Origin of the sequence: Amycolatopsis sp. NPDC098790, from assembly GCF_044759945.1 — a bacterium.
Lineage (GTDB): Bacteria > Actinomycetota > Actinomycetes > Mycobacteriales > Pseudonocardiaceae > Amycolatopsis.
This window is the reverse complement of the sequence record NZ_JBIWAI010000006.1, coordinates 211,492-234,594: the sequence shown is the minus strand read 5'-3', so window position 1 is coordinate 234,594 and position 23,103 is coordinate 211,492. Positions and strand designations below refer to the sequence as shown.

Here is a 23,103-nt window from a genome sequence, read left to right as displayed (position 1 = left end):
TCCTTTCCACGGGTCAGAAGTTGCCGAGACCGCCGCAGACGTTGAGCGCCTGCGCGGTGATGGAGGCGGCCAGGTCCGAGACGAGGTAGCCGACGAGCCCGGCGACCTCTTCGGGCGTGGAGTAGCGGCCGAGCGGGATCTTCGCGACGAACTTCTCGAGGATCGCCTCCTCGGTGGTGCCGAACGCGTCGGCGTACCGCTCCCGCACGCCTTGGGCCATCGGGGTTTCGACGTAGCCGGGGCACACGGCGTTGACGGTGATCCCGGTCGGCGCGAGCTCGTTGCCGAGCGCCTTGGTGAACCCGACGACCCCGTGCTTGGACGCCGAGTACGGCGCGCCCAGCACCACGCCCTGCTTGCCGGCCGTGGAGGCGATGTTGACGATCCGGCCGCGCGCCTTGTCCCGCATGCCGCCGGTGGTGAGCACCTCCCGGGTGAGGCGGAAGACGCTGGTGAGGTTGGTCTCCAGCACGTCTTCCCACAGCTCGTCGGCGATCTCGGCGGTCACCCCGCCGCCGGCGCGGCCCGCGTTGTTCACCAGCACGTCGACCGGGCCGAAGCGGGACACGGCGGCCTCGACGAACCGCGTGACGTCCGCGCCGGAGCGGACGTCGATCGGGGCGCCGTCGGCGTCGTGGCCGTCTTCGCGCAGCGCCTTGACCGTCGCCGTCACGTTCTCCGCGGTGCGCGCGCCGAGGAACACCCGGTGTCCCTGTTCGCCCAGCCGCCGGGCCACGGCCAGGCCGATCCCGCTGGTGGCCCCGGTGACCAGGGCGACCGGTTCGTGCGTCTGCGTCATCGTTCCTCCGGTTGTCACGGCGGGTCAGCCGACCGCGGTCGCGGCCAGGCCCTCGTTCACGACGCGGATCAGCTCCCGCGGCGTGCCGACGTCGGTCAGCACCGAGTCGTCGAGGTCGACGCCGAACTGCTGTCCGATGAGGACGGTCGCCTCGAGCAGGGCGAGGGACTCCAGCCCCAGCTCGGCGAACGAGATGTCCAAAGTGGATTGTTCGATCCCGCCGTCTTCGCCCGCGCCTTCGCGGAGGATGCGGGCGAGGTCGTCGACGGTGAAGGACTGGCTCATGGTGGTGGTTCCCTTCCGGTTCGGTGGTTCAGGCGGCGCGGACGACGGCGGCCGCGTTGAAGCCGCCGAACCCGCGGACGAGCACGACGGCGGCGCGGACCCCGGCCGGCCGGGGTCCGCCGGTCACCAGGTCCAGGTCGTAGTCCGGCGCGCAGGCGACGTTGACCGTCGGCGGGATGACCCGGTCGCGGATGGCCAGCAGGGCCGCCGCGACGTCGAGCGACGCGGCTCCCGCGTTGAGCCGGCCGGTCATCGTCTTGGGCGCGGTCACCGGGACCTGCCCGCGGCCGAAGATGTCGCCGATCGCGTCGGCCTCGATCCGGTCCAGCTCGGGGATCCCGGCGGCGTCGGCGAAGACGACGTCCACCTCGGTCGGCGACACGGCCGCGTCGTCGAGAGCGAGCTCGATCGCCTTGCGCAGCCCCGGTTCCCGGCCGCTGCCGGGCCGCGGGTCGATGGTGGCGCCGTAGCCGGCGAGCTCGCCGTAGACGCGGGCGCCCCGGCTCCGCGCCGACTCGGCGTCCTCGAGCACCAGCAGCGCGCCGCCCTCGCCCGAGACGTGTCCCGCGGCCCCGGCGTCGAAGGGCAGGTAGGCCCGGTCGGGCACCGCGGATGCGCTCATCCGGTCCGAGGACATCTGCGCGACCCAGCCCCACGGGCAGATCGCGCCGTCGACGCCGCCGGAGAGGATCAGCCTGCTGCCGAGCCGCAGCTGCCGCCGCGCCTGCGCGAGCGCGTCGAGCCCGCCCGCCTGGTCGCTGACGACGACGCCGGTGAACCCGCGCATGCCGTTGCGGATGGAGATCTGGCCGGTGTTCACGGCGTAGAACCAGGCGTAGGACTGGTACGCGCTGACGGCCTTGCTCCCCTTGCTCCACAGGTTTTCCAGCTCGCGCTGGCCGAACTCGAAGCCGCCGCCGGAGCTGGCGGTCACGACACCGGCGCTGAACTCCGGCAGCTCCGCGGGCCGGACGCCCGCGTCGGCGATGGCCCAGTCCGCGGCCACCAGCGCCAGCTGCGTCATGTGGTCGCTCTGCGGGATCAGCCGCGGCGGCAGGTGGTCGGCGGGGTCGAACCCGGGGACCTCGCCCGCCAGCGTCACGGGGTAGCCCGCCGGGTCGAACCGGGTGACCCGGCCGATCCCGCTGCGGCCCGCGAGGACCGCCGACCAGTACTGCTCGGTGCCGAGGCCGTTCGGGGCGAGCACCCCGATCCCGGTCACCACCGCCGCCGTCACGCGGCCCGCCGTTCCGGCGAGGCCAGCACGATGGCGCTCTGGAAGCCGCCGAAGCCGCTGCCGACGCTGAGCACGACGTCGGTCTGCCAGTCCCGGGCGGTCAGCGGGACGTAGTCCAGGTCCAGTTCCGGGTCGGGGTCGTGCAGGTTCGCCGTCGGCGGCACGACGTCGTGCTCGATCGCCAGCGCGGAAGCGGCGATCTCGATCGAGCCGATCGCGCCGAGGGAGTGACCCACCATCGACTTGATCGAGCTGACCGGCACGGCGTAGGCGTGGTCGCCGAGGCTGCGTTTGAAGGCCGCGGTCTCGTGGCGGTCGTTCTGCTTCGTGCCGGAGCCGTGGGCGTTGACGTAGTCGACGTCCTCCGGGGCGCAGCGCGCCTCGGCCAGCGCCACCTTGATCGCCTCGGCCATCTCCACGCCGTCGGGCCGCAACCCCGTCATGTGGTAGGCGTTGGACCGCGACGCGTAGCCGGCGATCTCCGCGTAGATGTGGGCTCCGCGGCGCCGCGCGCTCTCGTACTCCTCCAGGACGAACCCGGCCGCGCCCTCGCCGAGCACGAACCCGTTGCGGGACCGGTCGTAGGGCCGCGAGGCGTGCTCGGGGTCGTCGTTGTGCACGGTGGTCGCCTTGATCGCGTCGAAGCAGGCGACGGTGATCGGCGAGATCGGCGCGTCGGTGGCGCCGGTGACCATGACGTCCACCGTGCCTTCGCGAATCAGCTCGACGGCGTAGCCGACCGAGTCGATGCCCGACGTGCAGCCGGTGGACACCACCGTGCTCGGGCCCTCCGCCCCGCTGCTCCAGGCGACCTCGGTCGCGAACGAGCTGGGGACGAAGAAGTTGTACAGCTCGCGCCCGGCGTAGTGGTGCTCGACCAGGTTCAGCCGCCCGTCGTCGCTGACCACCCGGTACTCGTTCTCCAGCCCGATGGTGGACCCGACCGCGCTGCCGAGGGCCACGCCGATCCGGTGCGGGTCGAGCCCGGACGGGTCCAATCCGCTGTCGGACAGCGCTTCCCGCGTGCTCACCACCGCGAACTGCGCGGCCCGGTCCATCCGGCGGATCTCCGCGGAGCGCAGCCCGAGCCGGTCCGGCCGGAAGTCGACCTCCGCCGCGACGCGCGACCGGTAGGCCGACGCGTCGAACAGCGAAAGCGCCCTCGTGGCGGTGCGCCCCTCGCTGATCAGGGTCCAGAACTCCTTGGTGCCGACTCCCCCCGGAGCCACCACACCGATCCCGGTGATGACGACCCTGCGTCGTGTCATGCGTCCCGCTCCCAGGTGTAGAACCGGGTGGCCATCGCGTCCGAAGGCGAGCGCCAGTCCGGCGAATAGGATTCGATGTACGGCCGCAGATCGGCGCTGATCCGCTGGAAGAGCGGCTCGGTCTTGGCCGCCTCGATGTGCTCGCCGCTGTTCTCCTCGGCGAAGTCCTGCAGGTGGAAGTACAGGCCGCGGTAGCTGAACAGCTGGCGGCGCAGGGTGCCCATGCGGTGCGGCATGTCAGTGGTGTCGAACGCGGCGAACAACCGCGCCACGTCCTCGCCCGACTCCGGCCGCATCCGGGCGACGATCAGGTTGCTGTGCATGCTCGTGGCTCTCCTCTTTCCCGTTCCCCGTCAGGGAGTCCGTGCCGGGCCGAACCAGCGGTCCAGCGCCGTGGTCAGGTCGTGGTGGCTGCCGGGGGCGGCCCAGGCCACGTGGCCGTCGGGCCGGACGAGGACCGCGGTGGTGTCCCCGGCGGTCTCCCCCGCCGGCGTCCCGGTGACGACGTCGATCCGGTCGGCCCAGGCCGCGGCACGGGCCCGCAGCACCGGGTTGTCCCGCAGGTCCAGCAGCAGGCCGCGGGCCGGGCGCAGCAATGCGGTGGTGGTGACCGGTCCGGCCGCCGTCGCCAGTTCCCAATGCGGCACGCGCAGGCCCAGCAGCGGGTGCGAGCCGGCGCCGACGTCGTAGCGGATGTCCAGGCCGCTGACGAGGCCGGCGAGGTGCCGGGCCGCCTCCGGGACCGCCGTCAGCTCGGCCAGCATCCGGCGCAGCGGCACGATTTCCGGCCCGGACAGGATCAGGTGCCCCTGCGCCCGGGTGCTGACCAGCAGGCGCTCGCCGACCGGGTGGCGCTCGTCGTGGTAGCTGTCGAGCAGCTCGTCCCGCGCGTGCCCCCGCACCCGCGCCGCGAGCTTCCAGCCGAGGTTGACCGAGTCCTGGATGCCGGTGTTCATCCCCTGGCCGCCCGCGGCGAGGTGGACGTGCGCGGCGTCGCCGGCCAGCAGCACCCGCCCGCGCCGGTAGCGGGCGGCCTGACGGGCCGCGTCGCCGAACGCGCTCAGCCACACGCATTCGCCCGCCGAGACGTCGTCGCCGGCGAGCCGCAGCCAGAGGTCGGCCAGTTCGCCGTAGGAGACCGGCTCGTCGCGCGGCCGGGGCGCCTTGCCGTGCTCGCTCGCGATGAGCCGGGTGACCCCGCCCGGCAGCTTCGCCGCCATCACCATCCCGCCGGGCACCTGCTCCCCGATCATCCGTGGCCGCACGTCGATCCCGCGCACGTCGGCGAGCAGCAGCTCCCGGGTGGCCGGCGTGCCGGGGAACTCGAACCCGGCGAGGCGCCGGACCGCGCTGCGGCCGCCGTCGCACCCCACGAGGTACTCGCACGTGAGCTCCTCGGTCCCGCGGGCACCCCGGGCGGTCACCTCGACGTGGCCGTCCTCCTGGCGCAGCCCGACGACCTCGGTCCCGCGCCGCACGTCGGCACCCAGCTCGAAGGCCCACTTCTCGAGCACCGTCTCCGTGTGCGACTGGGGCACGGTCTTCGCGGGCTCGTGCGCGCTGTCCAGCACGCCCAGGTCCAGGAACAAACCGGCGAAGTGACCGAACTTCCCGGTCTCCAGCGGGCCGAACTTCGAGAGGAGGCCGCGCTGGTCGAACACCTCCACCGTGCGGGTGGTGAGCCCGACGCCGCGGGACTCCCCGCTGCGTTCGGCGGTCCGCTCCAGCACGATCACGTCGACGCCCGCCAGCCGCAGCTCGCCCGCGAGCATCAGGCCGGCCGGACCGGCGCCGGCCACGATCACAGCAGCATCCACGGAATCTCCTTGGTCGGCGGCGAGTGCCCGCGAGGAACGGGACGGAAAAGAATGCGAAGACGCCCGGGCCGGGAATCCACCGCGCGCCGGCCCCGCTCGAAACACGCGGGTAACGGGTGCGCCCCAGGCCGATCGATGCGACCATCTGACAATGCGGCCGGGGCCGTGGTCAAGCTCCCGGCCCGTTTACTGTGGAGCAACCACTATGCCGCCGGCACCACCCTGCGGGCCGACCACTACCTCGCGGTGACCCGGCTCACACTGGATTGAGCCGGCGTCGGGCGCCGTGGATAAAGGACTGGTCGAGACCGCCGAAAATGGCGTCCCGCCAAGACATCGCGGACATTCACACCGGGCTGCCGGGGAACGGGAACACGTTCCCCGTGCGCCCGCTGCCGCCACCACGCCGACAGACGGGAAGCGCATCCATGGGCACCCTTTCGAGCAAGAGCGCACTGGTCACCGGGGCGAGCCGGGGGATCGGACGCGCCATCGCCGTCCGCCTCGGCCGGGAGGGCGCGCTGGTCGGCGTCCACTACGGGGAAAACGAGATCGCCGCGAAAGAAACCGTCGCCCGCATCGAATCCGACGGCGGATCCGCCTTCGCCGTCCGCGCCCGCCTGGGCGTTCCCGGTGACGTGCACGAGTTGTTCCGGTCATTCGAAAGCGGACTCAAGGAACGCACCGGGGAAAGCGCCTTCGACATTCTGGTGAACAACGCAGGCGCCACTTCACTGGGCACCTCGCCGGAAGATGTCACACCCGAAGAATTCGACGAGCTTTTCGCGGTGAACGCCAAGGCACCGTTCTTCATCGTGCAGCGCGCGCTAACGACGATCCGCGACGGCGGCCGGATCGTCAACATCTCCTCCGGGCTGACCCGGTTCGCGCAGGCGGACCAGGTCGCCTACGCGATGTCGAAGGGAGCGGTCGAACAGCTTTCCCTGCACTTCGCCCGGCATCTGGCGCCGCGCGGCATCACGGTCAACAGCGTCGCCCCCGGGATCACCAACAACGGCCAGCCGGTCTTCGACATCCCGGAGGCCGTCGCGCAGATGGCCGAGGTGTCGGCCTTCAAGAAGGTCGGGGACGCCGAGGACGTCGCCGCGGTGGTCGCCTTCGCCGCTTCCCCGGACGCCCGCTGGGTCACCGGTGCCTTCCTCGACGCCACCGGCGGGACGCTGCTCGGCTGATGGCGACCCTCTCCCCGCCGACCGGCCACCGGGCCCTCGTCGGCGTCCTGGCCGGCACCATGCTCGTCGACTCGCTCGAAATCGTCCTGATGGGCGTGGCCCTGCCTTCGATCCGCGCGGAGTTCGGCCTCTCGGCGGCGAGCGCGGTGTGGGCACTGGCGGCGTTCCCGCTCGGCTTCGGGCTGGCGCTGGTTCCGGGCCGACGGCTGGGGCACCGCGCGGTCTACCTCACGGCGCTGGCCGTGTTCGGCGCGGCCGCCGTGGTGGCGGGCAGCACGGACGAGCTCGCGGTGCTCGTCGCGGCCGAGTTCGTCAAGGGGTGCTGCGCCGCGTTGACCGCACCCGCCGGGATCGCCGTCATCGCGAGCACGTTCCGCGAAGGCGAAGCTCGGCGGCGCGCGATGCTGGTGTATTCGCTGTGCGGAACCGTGGGGGCCACCGCGGGCATGCTGGTGGCCGGAGTCCTGTGCGGCGGCGACTGGCGGTGGGCCGTGCTGCTGCCGGTGCCCGTGGTCCTCGTGCTGTTCGGGCTCGGGCTGCGGCATCTGCCGAAGGGTGCGCTGGTCAGGTCCGTCCCCCGGCTCCCCCGCACGGCGGCGCTCCTGCGCGCGGCGGTCGGCGCCGCGAGCCTGAACGGCGTGTCGGTCGGGCTGTTCGTGGTCGTGAACCTCCAGCTGCAGAACGACTTGGGCCGCCCGGCCTGGCTGTCCGCCGTCGTCTGCGCACCCGCGTACGCGACACTCGCGCTGTCGGTGCTCCTCGCCGGGCGGTGGGTCGCCCGCCACGGCGCGCCCCGGCTGGTCGCCGCGGGTGCCGTCGCCGCCGCGACGGGGTGCGTCCTGTACCTCGCGCTGCCCGGACCGGGTGACCACGGGCTCGGCGTCCTGGCCGCCACCGTGCCGATCGGGCTCGCCTACCTGTGCTCGTTCGCCGCGCTCAACGCCGGCGCGGCCGCCGGGTTGCCGGAGTCCCGGCGGCCAGGGGCCGGACTGGTCCTGCAGACCGCCGTCCAGTTCGGCGGCGTCCTCACCGTGGTGCCCGCCGGCGCCCTCCTCACCGCGTACGACGACGTCCGCACGGCGCTCCTGCCGATCGCGGCCGCCGCGGTGGCCGGACTGGCCGCCGCACTGGCCGGGCTGCGCGCCCGGCGCCCGACACCGAAGGGAATCGCATGACCGACCGCACCCTGCGCGTCGCGCTGATCATCGGCAGCGCCCGGAAAAGCCGCTTCACCTCGACCGTCGCGGCGTGGTTCCACGACCGGCTCGCCGAACGGCCGGACGTCGAAGCCGACGTCGTCGACCTGGCCGGCGTCGACCTGAGCACCGGTGGCCCGAGCCACGAGCCGGACGCGGCGGACGTCGCCGTCCTCGCCGGGACGGCCCCGCGGCTCGCCGCCGCGGACGCGTTCGTCGTGGTGACCCCCGAGTACAACCACAGCTTTCCCGCCGCGCTGAAGAACTTCGTCGACTGGCACCTCACCGAGTGGAGCGCGAAACCCGTCGGGTTCGTCTCCCACGGGGGCATCTCCGGCGGCCTGCGCGCGGTCGAGCAGCTCCGCCAGGTCTTCGCCGAGCTGCACGCGGTCACGATCCGCGAAACGGTCAGCTTCCACGGCGGCCCGGCCACCTTCGGCGACGACGGGCAGCCGGTCGCGCCCGAGGGGTGCACCGGCGCCGCGAAAGTGCTGCTCGACCAGCTGCAGTGGTGGGCGCTCGCGCTGCGCGAGGCGAAGGCCCGTCGTCCTTACCTGGCGGGATGACCGCCTCCGCCGGTTCCGCCGGACGCAGACAAGGAGTGCCCATGACCGACGCCGTACCGCTGACGCACACCTCCGTCGGGGACCGGGCGGCGGACGCCGTCGCCCTGACCGACGCGATCGTCACCGACCCCGTCACGATGATCAACGCCTTCACCGTCCCCGCCGCGGAACGCGCCCTGTTCCTGGACCGCTGGAAGGACAACGCCGCGGCGATGGCCCGCCAGCCGGGCTTCGTCCAGGCGCGGATGTACGAGGCGCTCGAGGACGAGGCTCAGCTCGGCTTCGTCAACGTCGTCCGCTGGGGCAGCGGCGCGGCGCTCGCCGAGGCCAGGAAGCAGCCCGAATGGCGGGCCGCCGTCCAGCGGATGATGGACGACGAGGGACTGCACATCACCGCCCGGCCGATGGTCTACCGGACCGCGCTGGTCGTCGATCCCGGCGGTGCGCCGTGACCCCGCGCGGCCCGCTGCCGGCCCTGGACCGGCCCGACGCCGAAACGCTGGTGGTCGAGCTCGGCACCCCGCGCGCCGGCGAATCCCCCGACGACCTGGCCGCCCGGATCGTCGGCCGGCACGAGCGGCCGCCCACCGGGCTGCTGTCCCTCAGCTGCTTCGCCGCGCTGGACGGGGCCGTCGTCGCGACCCTCAGCCAGTGGGCCGCCGGCCGTCCGGCCGGAGAACCGCCCGGCGGAACCGCGCCCCCGCCGGGTGAACCGGCGCGGCTGGAGTTCCGGCTCCACCGCAGCGCACCGCCCGACCCCGGCCGCACCCCCGGTTGCTTCAACATCGTCATCCGGCCGAGCACCGGCCACCGGACCGCCCGGGACTTCGTCGACTCCCTGCTGGCCCGGTCGGGGTCCCTGCCGGAGCTGAACCAGCCGATCACCGGCAGCTTCCACATCGGCGTCGACGGCCGGAGCACCCTGCTCTACTCCGAGTGGGAGACCAAGGAAGAGCACGACGAGCACGTGGAAACCATGCGGCACACGATGGCCGACCTGTACGACGGCCTGCCCGCGCCGCTGAGCGTCCACCAGTACCGGCACTGCCGCAGCCTGGAGATCCCATGACGGCCACGCACGACGTCCCGCTCCGCTTCCCCTTCGGCGAAGAGGAAGCCCTCACGCTCAACCCGGCGTACGCGGCGATCCGGGACACCCCCGGTCTCACCCGCGTGCGGATGCCCTACGGCGCCCCGGCGTGGCTCGTCGCCCGCTACGCCGACGCGCGGTTCGTCCTCGGCGACCGGCGGTTCGTGCCGGCCGCCGCCGACAACGCCGACGAGCCGCGCATGGCGGAGTACCACCGCAGCGGCGGGATTCTGATGAGCTCGCCGGAGAACCACGCCCGGCTGCGCGGGCTGGTGGCCAAGGCGTTCACCATGCGCCGGGTCGAGGGGCTCCGGCCGCGGGTGGCCGAGCTCGCCGGCGGCCTGATCGACGGGATGCGGGCCGGCGGCGAGCCTGCCGACCTCGTCGCCGGCTACGCGCTGCCGATCCCGGTGGCCGTGATCTGCGAGTTCCTCGGGGTCCCCGCCGGCGACCGCGAACGCTTCCGCGGTTGGACCGAGGCCGTGACCGCGCTCGGCGGCCTCACCGCGGCGGAGTACGAGCGCAACTTCACCGAACTGCGCGAGTACACGGCCGCGCTGATCGCCGATCACCGTGCCACGCCGCGGGACGACCTGATGACCGCGCTCATCGAAGCCCGCGACGTCGGGGACAAGCTGACCGAGCCGGAGCTGGTGGAGTTGTGCATCAGCATCCTGGTGGCCGGGCACGACACCAGCGTCAGCCAGATCGCGAACTTCGTCTACGCCCTGCTCGACCAGCCCGGTGCGTGGCAGCGGCTGGTCGCCGAGCCCGGGCTGGTGCCGGCGGCGGTCGAGGAGCTGATGCGGTTCATCCCGCTCATCGCCACGGCCAGCTTCCCGCGGTACCCGACCGAAGACGTCACCGTCGGCGACGTGCTGGTGCGGGCGGGCGAACCCGTCCTCGTGGCGGTCGGTGCGGCGAACCGGGACGGGCTGCGGTTCGGTTCGCCGGACGAGCTGGTGTTCGACCGCCCCGCCAACCACCACCTCGGGTTCGGCCACGGCGCCCACCACTGCCTCGGTGCGGCGCTGGCCCGGCTGGAGCTGCAGGAGGCCCTGGCCGCGCTGGTGCGCGAACTACCGGGGCTGCGGCTGGCCGGCGATCCGGCGTGGAAGTCGGAAATGCTCATCCGCGGACCGGGCTCGATGCCGGTCGCCTGGTAGGCCGTCTTTTCTGGAGGAGGAACGAAGAAGTGAGCACACAAAGCGTCGATGCGGCCACCTACCCGTTCAACCGGTCGTGCGGGCTGGAGCTCGACGACAGCTACCGGGAAGCCCAGCGCACCCCCGGTCTCACCCGCATCCGGATGCCCTTCGGCGACGCCGCCTGGCTCGTCACGAGGTTCGACGAAGCACGAGCCGTGCTCGCCGATCCCCGGTTCTCCCGCGCGATGTCCTTGGACCACGACGTGCCGCGGATGGCCGAAGGCCGGAACTTCACCGGCATCCTGACCACCGACCCGCCCGACCACACGCGGCTGCGCACCCTGGTCGCCAAGGCGTTCACCATGCGCCGCGTCGAGGCGCTGCGGACGAAGGTGCGGGCGCTCGCCGAGCGGCTCGTCGACGAGATGGTCGCCGCGGGCGAGAGCGGGGACCTGATGGGCGCGTACGCCCTGGCGATCCCCGAGGAGGTCATCTACGAGCTGCTCGGCGTCCCGCTGGCGGACCGCGACCGGTTCCGGGTCTGGAGCGACAAGGTGCTGGCGGGCAACGAGCTCAGCGTCGAGGAGGCCGCGCGCACGCTCGACGAGCTGCGGGCCTACATGCTGGAGCTGATCGCCGAGCTGCGCGTCGCCCCGCGCGACGACCTGCTCAGCGGCCTGGTCCAGGCCCGGGACGAAGGCGACCGGCTCAACGAGGACGAGCTGGTGGACCTGTGCGTCGCGATCCTCATCGCCGGCCACGAAACCACGGCGAACCAGATCGCCAACTTCTCCTACCTGCTGCTCGACCGGCCGGAGCACTGGGAACAGCTGAAGGCCGACCCGGAGCTGATCCCGAAGGCGGTCGAGGAGCTGGTGCGGTTCGTCCCGCTCGGCCTCACCGCGTTGTTCGCGCACTACGCGAGCGAGGACGTCGAGGTCGGCGGAACGCTGGTCCGCGAGGGCGAGGCGGTGATCGTGTCGCACGGGGCGGCCAACCGCGACCGGACGCAGTTCGCCGACGCGGACGAGCTGCGCCTCGATCGCGACCCGAAGCAGCACCTTGGCTTCGGGCACGGCATCCACCGCTGCCTCGGCGCCCCGCTCGCCCGGCTGCAGCTGCAGGAAGCGTTGCGTGCGCTGGTGACCAAGCTGCCGGACCTGCGGCTGGCGGGGCCGCCGGAGTGGAAGGAACACAGCTTGCTGCGCGCCCCGGAGGTGCTTCCGGTGCGGTGGTGAGCGGGTTCCGGCGGCGGCCCCGGTCCGGGGCCGCCGCCGGGTGCGTCACAGCGCGTCGAGCCGGCCGCCGTCGACCACGAAGACGCCCCCGGTCACCCAACCGGCCCTCTCGGAAGCGAGGAACGCGACCATCTCCGCGACGTCCTCCGGCCGGCCGGGCGCGCCGAGCGGGGTCGGGCCGCCGAGGTTCGCATACGTCGTGTCGAAGTCCGTCCCGGTGTCGCGGGCGACGATGCCCGCCAGCTTCCGCGCCGCCGGGGTGTCGACGAAGCCGGGCAGGACGGTGTTGACCCGCACCCGCGGCCCGACGGCCTGGGCCAGGCCCTTCGCGTAGGCAGACAGCGCGGCCTTGGACGCCGCGAAGTCGAGCATCACCGGCTGCGGGGCTCGCACCGCCAGCGCCGATATTTCGACCACCGCTCCCCCCGATTCCGTCAGCGCGGGCATCAGGGCGCGATCCATCCGGACGGCGGAAAGGAAATTGGCGTCCAGGCACCGGACCCATTCTTCGTCGGGAATGCTCAGCGGCCCTCCGAGATAGATGCTGGATTCGCCGACGTTGTTCACGAGGACGTCGGCACCACCCAGCACGTCGAGCGCCTCGGCGGCCAGCGCGTCGACCCCCTCCCGGGTGGCCACGTCGGCGACGACGAGGTGAACTCCTTGCGGCACTTCGGAATTCTTGGTGCGCGCGGAGGTGACGACCCGCGCGCCCGCCGCGGTCAGCCGGGCGACGATCGCGGCACCGATGCCCCGCGTCCCCCCTGTGACGACCGCGCGTTTACCGGCGAATTCAGCGGACAGGGGAACAGGAATTGTTTCCGACATGCCGACGATGTTCCCGGCCCGTCCGTCACTCTGTCAAGAAACCGTTCCCCGAGAAATCCGGCGCATTTTCCGCCTCCGCCTTCCGCTCACCTCTGGCCTACCCCGCGATCGTCAGGTAATCTGCTCGACAGACAGTCTGCCAGACAGACGAAGCGGCCCGAGCCCGACCAGGAGTCCCGAATGCGAATCGAAGCGTGGTCCGACCTCGGCTGCCCGTGGTGCTACCTCGGCAAGCGCAGGCTGGAGAAGGCGCTGGCGGGGTTCGCGCACGCCGGCGAGGTCGAGGTGGTCTGGCGGAGCTTCCAGCTGGCGCCGTCCTACCCGAAGGGCGCGGCCCGGCCGTTGTACGAGGTGATGATGGAGCAGACCGGCGGCAGCCTGGACCAGGTCCGGCGCACGGTGGGCGCCGTGACCGGCCCGGCCGCCGAAGACGGCCTGGTCTACGACCTCGACCGGGTCCACATGTGCAGCACCTTCGACGCCCACCGCTTGGCCCACCTCGCCGCGGCGAAGGGTCTGGGCGGGCAGGCGCACGAGCGGCTGCTGCGTGCCCTCCTCGTCGAAGGCGAGATTCTGGACGACGACGAGACGCTCGTCCGGCTCGGGGCCGAAATCGGCGTCGCGGACGGGGAAACCCGCGAGCTCCTCGCCGGGGACGCCTACGCGGAGCAGGTGCGGGAGGACTCGCGCGAAGCCCTGGCGCTCGGCGCGACCGGGGCTCCGTTCTTCGTCTTCGACCGCGCGTACGGCGTCGCGGGCGCGCAGTCGGTGTCAGGGTTCGCCGCCGTTCTGGAGCGAGCCCACCAGCGGGCGGCCGCCGCCGGCTGAGCCACGTTCACTTCCGGGGGAGGAAGCGGAGATGTCAGGTGTGAGCAGACGGGCGGTGCTCGGCGGAGCCGGGCTGGCAGTCACGGGACTGGCCGGCTCGGCGGGGTGCACCCCGGCCGCGGCGGCCGACGCGGACCGCGCCCCGCCGCTGGGTCCGGCGGTCGTCACGCCGGACGACGTCCGGTACCAGGACCTCGTCCGGCGCGGCCACAAGAGGTACGTGGCGAGCCCGGACTACGTCGAGGTGGTGGGCTCGACGCGGCAGGTCGAGCAAGCACTGCGGAAGGCCGTCCGGGCGGGGAAGAAGGTCGTCGCGCGCGGCGGCGGGCACTGCCTCTCCGACTTCGTCGACCACCCGGACACCGAGGTGATCATCGACCTGTCCGGCCTCCGGCAGGTGTACTTCGACGAGCGGCGCGGGGCCTTCGCGGTCGAAGGCGGGGCGCTGCTCGGCGAAGACGTCTACCGGCGCCTCTTCCTCGGCTGGGGCCTGACCCTGCCCGCCGGCTGGTGCCCCCGCGTCGGGGTCGGCGGCCACATCTGCGGCGGCGGGTACGGCGTCCTGTCGCGCATCCACGGGCTGACCGTCGACTACGTGGACGCGGTCGAAGTCGTGGTGGTCGACGAGGCCGGCGCGGTCCGGACGGTGGTGGCCAGCCGCGACACCCACCCCGACCTCCACTGGGCGCACACGGGCGGGGGCGGCGGCAACTTCGGCATCGTCACCAAGTACTGGCTGAGGGACCCCACGGCCACGGGCACCGATCCCGCCGGCCTGCTCCCCCGCGCCCCGGCGTCCACTTTGGACTTCAGCTGCGAGTGGCCGTGGGCGGAACTGGACGAACGAAAGTTCGTGCGGCTCGCGGAAAACCACAGCCGGTGGGTCGAGGCCAACAGCGCTCCCGGCGCGCCGGGAGCGAACCTGTACTGCGAGCTGATCCTGCACCGCCGCGCCACCGGGCAGCACCTCACGGTGGGCCAGGCGTTCGGCCCCGGCGCCGAAGCCCTGCTCGACGACTACCTCGCCGCGCTGGGCGCCGGCGTCGGGACGCCGCGGAACCTGACGCGGGCACGCAAGCCGTACCTCGCCACGGCGCTGGCCGGGTCGCCGGACTCGAAGCCGTACCGGTTCCACGTCAAATCCGGCTATCTGCGGGCCGGGTTCACCCGGGAGCAGCTCCACGCGATTCACGAACAGCTCACCGCCGAGCACGACGACAGCCTGCTCAACGGATCGGTCGGGCTGGCCGCCTACGGCGGCGCGATCAACGCCGTGAACCCGGCCGCCACGGCGGTCGCGACGCGGGACGCGGTGCTGAAGCTGACCTACATCGCGGCGTGGGAAGACCCGGCGAAGGACGCCGTCCACGACGCGTGGATCCGCGAGTTCTACCGGAAGGTGTACGCGGCGACGGGCGGCGTCCCCGACCCGGCCGATGGCGCGTACATCAACTACCCGGACAACGACCTGGCCGATCCGGCGATCAACAAGTCGGGCGTACCGTGGTCGACGTTGTACTACAAGGGGAACTACCCGAGGTTGCAGCGAACCAAGGCGCGGTGGGACCCGCTGGACGTGTTCAACCACGCCCTCGCCGTCCGGCCGGCTCCCCGCTGAACCCCGGCGGTCAGGGCCGGTAGGTGCAGATCGCGCCGATGCTGTTGGACTGCTCCACGACGGTTTTGCCGTCGACCGTGATCTTGCACGTGTTGTCCTTGGTGCCCAGCTTGAAGTCGACCGGGGTGGCCGTGACCGAGGTGAACGTCAAGTCGTCCATCGTCAAGGTCTGGCTCCAGGTCTTGCCCTTCTCCAGGACCTCCTGGGAGTTCGCACTGAACCCACTGCTCCACTGCAGGTTCGACTTCGCCGCCGTCGTGACCTCCAGGACGACCGTGTGCTTGGCCGGCGCCGCCGCAGCCGCGGTCGGGGCCGCCGCCGCGAGCTCGGAGCCGGCGTCCGCGACCGCTGCCGGGGCGGCCTCCGTCGGCAGGCCGTCCGCGGCGTCGTTGACGGCCTTGCCGAAGGCCGCCGTCCAGAGCACGCAGATCACCAGCCCGATCGCCGACAGCACGACGGCCGCGATGGCCAGGCCCTTGTTGCTCGCCTGGCCGCGGTTCGCCCGCAGCAGCCCGACGATGCCGAAGACCAGCCCGAGGATCACCAGCGGCCACGCGATGACCCCGATGATCGGGATGAACGCGAAGATCAGGCCGACCAGGCCGAGGACGAACCCGGCCGTGCCGAGGCCGTTCTTCGGCTGGACCGGAGCGGACATGGGCGGCATGGGGGCGTAGGACACGGTTGCCTCTTTCGGTGGCGCGGGTTCGACCGGACGCGGTCGCGTTCTGGGCCATCCGTCGTCCTTCGGGCCACGCGTGTAACAGGGCGTAAAAGCAACTCTCGGTCACAGGACGGACTCAGTGGCGCGCGTTCACGATCATTTACGCAGGTGGCGACGGTGAGCGACTGACTCACCATCGTTACCAAGGGTGAGAAATTGAAACTTCAAGTTCACTCGGACGGGCTAAGCGGGGGTGTTCTCCGCGCTCGGCGGCGCATCATCACGCACCACGCCCGAGACGGCTCGCACACCTCGCGCCGGCGCCTCGAATCGTCCGCTGTGGAGCGCCAGAGTTCGAAAACGTCGTACCTTCTCGGCGCGGTTCCGCACTCGTCGCCGGACCCGCCGCCGAGGCGGTGCCCAACCTGGCAGCCCGGAAGCTGTGGGCAGCGGAGCGCGGCGGCCTACAACGCCGCCTACCGCGCTACCGCGTCACCCTCCTGCGCCGCCTGGCGGTGAACCCTCAGCGTTCCACCTGCACCGCCGGTGTCCCGGCCGGCTCCGCCAAGTCGGTCCGGTTGCTCTCCCGCAGCACCAGCACGCAGCCCACCGTGACCAGGCAGCACGCCGCGATCACCGCCGAGATCACGCCCGTCCCCGAGCCGGCGAGCGCCGCGAACACCACCGGGCCCAACCCCGCGCCGAGGCCGGCGATCTGGTAGCCGAGGGACGCTCCCGTGTAGCGGGTGCGCGTCGAGAACAGCTCCGTGTACAGCGCCGCCAGGGGGCCGTACATCGCCGGGTGCGCCACCGACTGGCCCAGCACCACCGCCAGCGTCAGCAGCGCCGCGTTCCCGGTGTCGATCAGCGGGAACAGCAGGAACCCCACCACGCCGGTGGCCAGCGCACCCGCGATCACGACCGGGCGGCGGCCGATCCGGTCGGACAGCGCCGAGTAGCCGATGATGCCGATCACCGCGCCGACCGAGGACACCGTGATCGCGTTGAGCACGGTCTGGCGCGAAAACCCCTCGCGCACGGCGTACGACAGCACGTACGTCGTGAGCGTGCCCTGCGCGACGAACGCGCCGAACCCGACGCCGATCGCCAGCAGCAGGTTCTTCGGGTGCCGGCGCAGGACCTCAAGCAGCGGCGCGCCGGAGCGCTCGCGGACCGCGGCGAAGACCGGCGTCTCGTCGACCTTCAGCCGGATGAACAGGCCGATGGCGAGCAGCACGACGCTGAGCAGGAACGGCACCCGCCAGCCCCACGAAAGGAACTGCGCGTCCGTCGTCACCGCGCCCATCAGCGTCAGCAGCAGCGTCGAGACCACCATGCCACTGGGCGCCCCGGCGTTGGTGAAGCTCGCCCACAGCCCGCGGCGGCTGGTCGCGTGCTCGGCCGACATCAGCACCGCGCCACCCCACTCGCCGCCGACCGCGACGCCCTGCAGCACCCGCAGCACGATCAGCAGGACCGGCGCCCACACCCCGATCTGCGCGTAGGTGGGCAGGACGCCGATCAGCGTGCTCGCGATGCCCATCATCGTCATCGTGATGACGAGCATCCGCTTGCGGCCCAGCCGGTCGCCGAAGTGTCCGAAGACGATGCCGCCGATCGGACGCGCCAGGTAGCCCGTGGTGAAGGTGCCGAGGCTGGCGACGGTGCCGAGCACCGGGTCGAGGTTCGAGAAGAAGACCTTGTTGAAGACCACCGCCGAAGCCGTGGCGTAGAGCAGGAAGTCGTAGTACTCGATCACGCTGCCGAAGTAGCTGGAGAGCACCGCGCGGCGCAGCTGCGCCCGCGAGCGGAGGTTTTCTGCCATCGCGTCCTGCCTCGTCGCCGACCGCGCGTGACCCGCGTCACGCCGCGACGAACGTTAAGCAGTTCGGTGACCACCGTCAAGACACTGCCCAACATCGGGCGGGGCTTATGCTCGCGCCGTGAGCGATCTGGCCGTCTCCGCCGCCGAGGGCATCGGCGCCGACACCCCGCGTCCGCAGACGCTGCTGCTCACCTTCTTCGGCGGCCACGTCCTCGACCGCCGCATCCACGTCGCCACGGCGAGCGTGCTCGACGTGCTGGAACGCGTCGGCGTCTCCGAACACGCCACCCGCTCCACGCTGAGCCGGATGGCGCGGCGCGGCCTGCTCCACCGGGTCCGCCGCGGGCGGCACGTCTACGTCGGCCTCACCGACCGGTCGCGGGCGATCCTGCACGACGGCGAGCGGCGCATCTGGCGGGCCGGGCCGGTCAACCGGCACTGGGACGGCACGTGGACGCTGCTCGGGTTTTCGATGCCCGAGTCGTGGCAACGCCAGCGGCACGCCCTGCGGTCCCGGCTGCTGTGGGCCGGCTTCGGCAGCCTGCAGGGCGGCCTGTGGATCGCGCCGGGCGAGGTCGACCCGGTCCCGTTGCTCGACGGCCTCGGCGCCGACGGCCACGTCAAGGTCTTCCAGGCCCGCGCGCTGCCACCCACCGAGGTCGCCGGGATCGTGCGGGAGGCGTGGGACATCGACCGGCTGGCCGGGCACTACCGGGCGTTCCTGGACCGCTGGGCGGACCCGGCGGCCCAGGCGCCGGACAGCCTCGCCCGCGACCTGCTGCTGGAGTCCGACTGGCTGCAGACCATCCGGACCGACCCGCGGCTGCCGCGGGAGCACCTGCCGGCGGACTGGCCGGCCGAACCCGCCCAGGAGCTGTTCTACGCCTTGAGCGCCGAGCTGCGGCCCGCCGCCCGCGCCATCGCCGCCGACCTGCTCGACTCGATCACCGACGAGCAGGCCGACGGCTGAGCGCCTCCCCTCAGGAGGAGCTGCAACTGACGCTCGGCCAGTTCCGGTTCCCGTTGTGCTGGATGGTGACGCCCCAGTTGTTGCCGTTGCCGTTGGGTTTCGCCACGAGGACCTGGCTGCTGGGCCACGTCGCGCCGACGTTCCAGGTCGCGATGATCCGCGCGGGGCTCGGCACGGTCATCGTGACGGTCCACGAACTCGACCCGCTCACCGACACGCTGAGGTTGTACCGGTCGCTCCAGGACTGCCCGGCCGACAGCGAAGCGGTGCAGCCGCCCCCACCGGGTGTCGTGGGTGTCGTCGTCGGGTTGGTCGGTGTGGTGGTCGGCGTCGTGGTCGTCCCGCCGCCGCCGTTGAGGGCGTTCAGCACCGAGGTGTACGCGGCTTTCTTGGTGCCGTTGCCGTCGAACAGCAGCGGGCTTTCCCCGGAGCGCCACGAATCGCTGTCCCGCACGCCCCACACGGTGATCCCGACGCAGCGCGCGACGTTCAGGCACGCCTGCGTCAGCGCCGCGTACTGGGAGGTGGCCGCGTTGGTGACGTCGACTTCGGTGAGCGCCACGTCGACGCCGAGCGCGGCGAAGCTGGAGATCGTCGTCTGCAGGCTGCCCGGGACCGAGCTGCCGCCGGTGAAGTGGGCCTGCAGGCCGACGCAGTCGATCGGCACGCCGCGGGACTTGAAGTCCCGCACCATGTTGTAGACGCCCTGGGTCTTGGCGTAGTTCCAGTTGTCGATGTTGTAGTCGTTGTAGCAGAGCTTGGTCGACGAGTCGGCCGCGCGCGCGGTCTTGAAGGCGACCTCGATCCAGTCGTTGCCGGTGCCCTGCAGGTTCGACGACCGGCGGCTGCCGTCCTCGTTGAAGGCTTCGTTGACGACGTCCCAGTAGGCGAGTTTGCCTTGGTAGTGGGCCATCACCTTCTGGATGTGGTTGATCATCGCGTTGCGGAGGGTGCTGCCGCTCATGTTCTGCATCCAGCCCGGCTGCTGGGCGTGCCAGGCCAGGGTGTGGCCGCGGACCTGGGCGCCGTGGCCGACCGCCCAGTTGTAGATCTGGTCGCCGGAGGAGAAGTTGAACTGGTTCTGGCTGGGCTCGGTCGCGTCGGGCTTCATCTCGTTCTCGGGCGTGACCATGGTGAACTCGCGTGCCGCGATGGTGGTGTAAGCCGAGGTCCCGAGCTTGCTCGCCGCGATCGCGGTACCGAAGTACCGCCCGGACTGCGCGGCCGCCGCCCCGAGGGTACCGGCCGCGGCATCGGCGCCCGGCGCGGTCACCAGCACGGCCGCCGCGGCGGCGACGGTGGTCACCCCCGCCATCACCCGGCAGGCCGAGGACCGCCACCAGCGGGTGCCGCGCGGGCCCGAAGAGCTTTTCGCCATCCGTGATCTCCTTCCGGTTCCCCAGGAGCACAACACGGCTCCGCGGGACCGGGCAAAGACTTTCGGCCGACTTTCGAAGGTGTCCACAGTGGACGAAAAGTCGTCAGCCGCGCCAGGTTCCGATGCTGTCGAGGAGGCTGTCCGGGACCGCGTCCCGCCGGATCCTACGATGGGGGTGTGCCGGAACCAGGTCAAGACGCCGTCCTGCCCGACGTGCTCGCCGAGGGGTTGCAGGTCGTGTTCGTCGGCATCAACCCCGGCCTGACGTCGGCGGCGGCCGGACACAGCTTTTCCACGCCCAGCAGCCGGTTCTGGCCCGCGCTGCACCGCTCCGGGTTCACGCCGCGGCGGTTGCGCGCCGAGGAAGAAGGGCTGCTGCCGGGCTGGGGGCTGGGCATCACCAGCATCGTCCGCCGCCCGACGGCCCGCGCCGCGCAGCTGTCGCGCGAGGAGCTCGCCGCCGGCGGCCGGGACCTGGCCGAGCGGGTCCGGACGATCCGGCCGCGGTGGCTGGCGATGCTGGGCGTCACCGGGTACCGGGCGGCGTTCGGGGCTCCTGCCGCCCGGCTCGGCCCGCAGGCCGCGACGATCGGCGGCGCCCAAGTGTGGATCGTGCCCAACCCCAGCGGCCTCAACGCGCACTACCCGCCCGAGGCGCTGGCGCTCGAGTTCGCCCGGATGCGGGCCGCCGCCGGCGTCCCCGACCGCTCCGGCCTCCTCGGCGACGGCCCGTTCCCCGGCCTCGCGAGCGCCCCGTGAGGGAAAACCCCTGACACCCGAAGTGCTGGACCGAGCCGCGGTCACCGTGCTAGAAGTAGAACGTGTTTCACTTCTGACCGCCTGGAGGTGCGCGGATGAGCGTCCCGACCGTGACCGAGCTCCTCCTGGCCCGCGCCGGGGACGAGCGCCCCGGCCTCCGGTTCGAGGACGAGACCCTGTCGTGGGCCGAGCACGTCCGGGCGTCGGCGCGCTGGGCGGGCGGCCTCCGGGAGACGCTGGACCGGCGCCGGCCGCCGCACGTCGGCGTGCTGGCCGACAACGTCCCGGCGTTCTCCGTCCTGCTGGGCGCCTGCGCGTTCGCCGGGGCGGTGCTGGTCGGGCTCAACCCCACCCGGCGCGGTGCGGCGCTCGCCCGGGACGTCCGGCTCGCCGACTGCCAGGTCGTCCTCACCGAGCCGAAGTACCGGCCCCTCCTGGCCGGGCTCGACCTCGGCGGGATCCCCGTGCGGGACCTGGGGTCGTGGCCGCCCGCCGCCGACCCGATCGAGCCCGTCCCGGCGTCGGCCGACGACCTGCTCATGCTGATCTTCACCTCCGGCACCAGCGGCGACCCGAAGGCGGTCCGCTGCACCCACGGCAAGATCGCGTTCCCCGGCGCGATGCTCGCGGAGCGCTTCGGCCTGTCCACATCGGACACCGTGTACGTCGCGATGCCGCTGTTCCACTCCAACGCCGTCATGGCCGGCTGGGCGGTCGGGCTCGCGGCGGGCGCGACCGTCGCCCTGCGCCGCCAGTTCTCCGCGTCCGGCTTCCTGCCCGACGTGCGCAAGTTCGGCGTGACCTACGCCAACTACGTCGGCAAGCCACTGTCCTATGTGGTCGCCACGCCGCCGCGGCCGGACGACGCGGACAACTCGCTGCGCCTCGTCTACGGGAACGAAGGAGCGAGCGCCGACCTGGCCGCGTTCGAGAAGCGCTTCGGCTGCAAGGTGGTCGACGCGTTCGGCTCCACCGAAGGCGGCATCGGGTTCGCGCGCACCGACGACACCCCGCCGGGCTCACTCGGCAGGCCGACCCCCGACGTCGCGATCCTGCACCCGCGCACCGGATCGTCGTGCCCACCGGCCGAGTTCGACGCCGACGGCAGGCTGGTCAACGCCGAGGAGGCCGTCGGCGAGCTGGTCAACACGGCGGGCGCCGGCTGGTTCGCCGGGTACTACCGGGACCCCGCGGCCGACGCGGAACGCCTGCGCGACGGCCGGTTCCACACCGGCGACCTCGCCTACGCCGACGCCGACGGCTTCTGCTACTTCGCCGGCCGGCTCGGCGACTGGCTCCGCGTCGACGGCGAGAACCTCGGCACGGCCCCGATCGAGCGGATCCTGCTGCGCCACCCGGCGATCACGGACGCGGCCGTCTACGCGGTGCCGGACCCGGTGACCGGAGACCAGGTGATGGCCGCCGTCGTCACCGGGACTCCCCTGGACCCCGGCGAGTTCGGCCGTTTCCTCGCCGGCCAGGCGGATCTCGGGCCCAAGCAGGTGCCGCGGTACGTGCGCACGGTCGCGGAGCTGCCGCGGACGTCGACGTTCAAGGTGGTCAAGCGGCAGCTGTCCGCGGAGGGCTTGGACTGCGCGGACGTGATCTGGGAACGCACGGGCGTTTCCTACACGACGAAATCAGGCTGACCGGCCGGCGAAAGCCTGGTCGACGGCGTCCGCGAAGGCACCCATCGACGGGAACTCCAGGTCGTAGGACCAGTCACCGCTCGGCTCGGGGGTGGCGCCCCAGCCCGGGCGGTCGTGGCGGCGGTTGATCCACACCGACGGCAGCCCCTCGCGCTTCGCCGGCACGTGGTCGTGGAACAGGCTTTGCGCCACGTGCAGCAGGCCCTCGCGAGGCATCCCCAGGGACGGCAAGGTCTCGTCCAGCGCGCGGAAGTGGTTCTCGGCGGGCTTGTAGGCGCCGACGTCCTCGGCCGTGATGATCGCCGCGAACCGGCCGTGGAGGCGCTCGTTGCTGCCCGCGAAGCCGTCGCGGTGCACGTTCGACAGGATGATCAGCCGGTAGTGCTCCGCGAGCCGCGCCAGCGCGTCGGCCGAGTCCGGGAACGCGGGCCAGTCCGGCACGGACTCGCCCAGCCGGCGGGCCCAGTCGTCGCTCACCTCGGCGTCGAGGCCGGCACCGGTGCGGCGGAAGGCTTCCGCCAAGACCTCCGGGTACCGGGTTGCCGGCGCTTCCCGCTCGACGGCGGCTTCGTGATCGGCGTAGGCGACCAGCAGCTCCTCGTGGGAGAGACGGAGGTTCCGCTCGGCAGCCCACGGCGACAGGACGGCGGCGATGCCGGCTTCCCAGTCGATCAGCGTGCCGTAGCAGTCGAAGCTCAGCGCCTTGAAGCTCGTCAGGTCCGTCATGTGTATGACAGTATAACAATG

The 23,103-nt window shown here is 72.2% G+C and carries 23 protein-coding genes; 12 read left to right on the top strand and 11 right to left on the bottom strand.

Going from position 1 to position 23,103, the window contains the following annotated elements:
* Positions 1-13: 13 nt before the first annotated feature.
* From fabG to ACIQWX_RS38285, 6 genes are read right to left on the bottom strand one after another with little or no spacing between them, the layout of a single operon-like run.
* On the bottom strand, positions 14-799 hold the full coding sequence (gene fabG, locus ACIQWX_RS38310; RefSeq protein ID WP_400881865.1) for a 3-oxoacyl-ACP reductase FabG: 786 nt from the start codon (positions 797-799) through the stop codon (positions 14-16).
* Between the two features lie 24 nt (positions 800-823).
* Entirely contained in the window at positions 824-1,084 is a 261-nt protein-coding gene (locus ACIQWX_RS38305) for an acyl carrier protein (RefSeq protein WP_400881863.1), read from the bottom strand.
* A 28-nt stretch (positions 1,085-1,112) separates the two neighbouring features.
* Positions 1,113-2,321 (bottom strand): ketosynthase chain-length factor, encoded by a 1,209-nt coding sequence (locus ACIQWX_RS38300; RefSeq protein ID WP_400881861.1) that lies wholly within the window; start codon positions 2,319-2,321, stop codon positions 1,113-1,115.
* Positions 2,318-3,589: a beta-ketoacyl-[acyl-carrier-protein] synthase family protein gene (locus ACIQWX_RS38295; protein WP_400881859.1), complete on the bottom strand. Its 1,272-nt coding sequence runs from the start codon at positions 3,587-3,589 to the stop codon at positions 2,318-2,320. The genes ACIQWX_RS38300 and ACIQWX_RS38295 overlap by 4 nt, the downstream gene beginning before the upstream one ends.
* Positions 3,586-3,912 carry a TcmI family type II polyketide cyclase gene (locus ACIQWX_RS38290; RefSeq protein WP_400881857.1) on the bottom strand — a complete coding sequence of 109 codons (327 nt, stop codon included), beginning with the start codon at positions 3,910-3,912 and terminating at the stop codon, positions 3,586-3,588. The genes ACIQWX_RS38295 and ACIQWX_RS38290 overlap by 4 nt, the downstream gene beginning before the upstream one ends.
* A gap of 30 nt (positions 3,913-3,942) precedes the next feature.
* The gene (locus tag ACIQWX_RS38285) at positions 3,943-5,406 is read right to left on the bottom strand and encodes an FAD-dependent monooxygenase (RefSeq protein ID WP_400881855.1); all 1,464 of its coding nucleotides are present in this window, start codon (positions 5,404-5,406) and stop codon (positions 3,943-3,945) included.
* A 428-nt stretch (positions 5,407-5,834) separates the two neighbouring features.
* On the opposite strand from ACIQWX_RS38285, the gene ACIQWX_RS38280 reads away from it, so the two are divergent.
* Genes ACIQWX_RS38280 through ACIQWX_RS38250 form a run of 7 tightly spaced genes read left to right on the top strand, consistent with a single transcriptional unit; the run spans position 5,835 to position 11,837 of the window.
* Positions 5,835-6,599 carry an SDR family oxidoreductase gene (locus tag ACIQWX_RS38280; RefSeq protein ID WP_400881853.1) on the top strand — a complete coding sequence of 255 codons (765 nt, stop codon included), beginning with the start codon at positions 5,835-5,837 and terminating at the stop codon, positions 6,597-6,599.
* Positions 6,599-7,774, top strand: a complete 1,176-nt coding sequence (locus ACIQWX_RS38275; RefSeq protein WP_400881851.1) for an MFS transporter — start codon at positions 6,599-6,601, stop codon at positions 7,772-7,774. Before ACIQWX_RS38280 ends, ACIQWX_RS38275 begins: the two co-directional genes overlap by 1 nt.
* A complete protein-coding gene (locus tag ACIQWX_RS38270) occupies positions 7,771-8,361 on the top strand; it encodes an NADPH-dependent FMN reductase (protein WP_400881849.1) in 591 nt (196 codons plus the stop codon). Before ACIQWX_RS38275 ends, ACIQWX_RS38270 begins: the two co-directional genes overlap by 4 nt.
* Positions 8,362-8,402: 41 nt before the next feature.
* Positions 8,403-8,813: an antibiotic biosynthesis monooxygenase family protein gene (locus ACIQWX_RS38265; RefSeq protein ID WP_400881847.1), complete on the top strand. Its 411-nt coding sequence runs from the start codon at positions 8,403-8,405 to the stop codon at positions 8,811-8,813.
* A complete protein-coding gene (locus ACIQWX_RS38260; protein WP_400881845.1) occupies positions 8,810-9,430 on the top strand; it encodes a hypothetical protein in 621 nt (206 codons plus the stop codon). The genes ACIQWX_RS38265 and ACIQWX_RS38260 overlap by 4 nt, the downstream gene beginning before the upstream one ends.
* A complete protein-coding gene (locus tag ACIQWX_RS38255) occupies positions 9,427-10,617 on the top strand; it encodes a cytochrome P450 (protein WP_400881843.1) in 1,191 nt (396 codons plus the stop codon). The genes ACIQWX_RS38260 and ACIQWX_RS38255 overlap by 4 nt, the downstream gene beginning before the upstream one ends.
* Before the next feature lie 29 nt (positions 10,618-10,646).
* Complete coding sequence (locus tag ACIQWX_RS38250) at positions 10,647-11,837, top strand: cytochrome P450 (protein ID WP_400881841.1); 1,191 nt, start codon at positions 10,647-10,649, stop codon at positions 11,835-11,837.
* Between the two features lie 45 nt (positions 11,838-11,882).
* On the opposite strand, the gene ACIQWX_RS38245 is transcribed toward ACIQWX_RS38250, so the two are convergent.
* Complete coding sequence (locus ACIQWX_RS38245) at positions 11,883-12,665, bottom strand: oxidoreductase (protein WP_400881839.1); 783 nt, start codon at positions 12,663-12,665, stop codon at positions 11,883-11,885.
* 180 nt (positions 12,666-12,845) lie between these two features.
* On the opposite strand from ACIQWX_RS38245, the gene ACIQWX_RS38240 reads away from it, so the two are divergent.
* A complete protein-coding gene (locus ACIQWX_RS38240; RefSeq protein WP_400881837.1) occupies positions 12,846-13,493 on the top strand; it encodes a DsbA family protein in 648 nt (215 codons plus the stop codon).
* 31 nt (positions 13,494-13,524) lie between these two features.
* On the top strand, positions 13,525-15,111 hold the full coding sequence (locus ACIQWX_RS38235; RefSeq protein ID WP_400881835.1) for an FAD-binding protein: 1,587 nt from the start codon (positions 13,525-13,527) through the stop codon (positions 15,109-15,111).
* A gap of 10 nt (positions 15,112-15,121) precedes the next feature.
* Here the strand turns inward: ACIQWX_RS38235 and ACIQWX_RS38230 are convergent, their stop codons facing one another.
* Both ACIQWX_RS38230 and ACIQWX_RS38225 read right to left on the bottom strand, forming a co-directional pair.
* Positions 15,122-15,793 carry a DUF4190 domain-containing protein gene (locus ACIQWX_RS38230; RefSeq protein WP_400881833.1) on the bottom strand — a complete coding sequence of 224 codons (672 nt, stop codon included), beginning with the start codon at positions 15,791-15,793 and terminating at the stop codon, positions 15,122-15,124.
* 505 nt (positions 15,794-16,298) lie between these two features.
* Positions 16,299-17,600: an MFS transporter gene (locus ACIQWX_RS38225; protein WP_400881831.1), complete on the bottom strand. Its 1,302-nt coding sequence runs from the start codon at positions 17,598-17,600 to the stop codon at positions 16,299-16,301.
* A gap of 118 nt (positions 17,601-17,718) precedes the next feature.
* Between ACIQWX_RS38225 and ACIQWX_RS38220 the strand changes: the two genes are divergently transcribed.
* Positions 17,719-18,570, top strand: a complete 852-nt coding sequence (locus ACIQWX_RS38220) for a PaaX family transcriptional regulator C-terminal domain-containing protein (RefSeq protein ID WP_400881829.1) — start codon at positions 17,719-17,721, stop codon at positions 18,568-18,570.
* A gap of 10 nt (positions 18,571-18,580) precedes the next feature.
* On the opposite strand, the gene ACIQWX_RS38215 is transcribed toward ACIQWX_RS38220, so the two are convergent.
* Complete coding sequence (locus ACIQWX_RS38215; protein WP_400881827.1) at positions 18,581-19,948, bottom strand: endo-1,4-beta-xylanase; 1,368 nt, start codon at positions 19,946-19,948, stop codon at positions 18,581-18,583.
* Between the two features lie 177 nt (positions 19,949-20,125).
* On the opposite strand from ACIQWX_RS38215, the gene mug reads away from it, so the two are divergent.
* Both mug and ACIQWX_RS38205 read left to right on the top strand, forming a co-directional pair.
* A complete protein-coding gene (mug, locus tag ACIQWX_RS38210; protein ID WP_400881825.1) occupies positions 20,126-20,707 on the top strand; it encodes a G/U mismatch-specific DNA glycosylase in 582 nt (193 codons plus the stop codon).
* A gap of 95 nt (positions 20,708-20,802) precedes the next feature.
* Positions 20,803-22,356: a long-chain-fatty-acid--CoA ligase gene (locus ACIQWX_RS38205; RefSeq protein ID WP_400881823.1), complete on the top strand. Its 1,554-nt coding sequence runs from the start codon at positions 20,803-20,805 to the stop codon at positions 22,354-22,356.
* Here the strand turns inward: ACIQWX_RS38205 and ACIQWX_RS38200 are convergent.
* Positions 22,348-23,082, bottom strand: a complete 735-nt coding sequence (locus ACIQWX_RS38200) for a haloacid dehalogenase type II (RefSeq protein ID WP_400881821.1) — start codon at positions 23,080-23,082, stop codon at positions 22,348-22,350. The two genes, ACIQWX_RS38205 and ACIQWX_RS38200, sit on opposite strands and share 9 nt — an antisense overlap.
* Positions 23,083-23,103 lie beyond the last annotated feature (21 nt).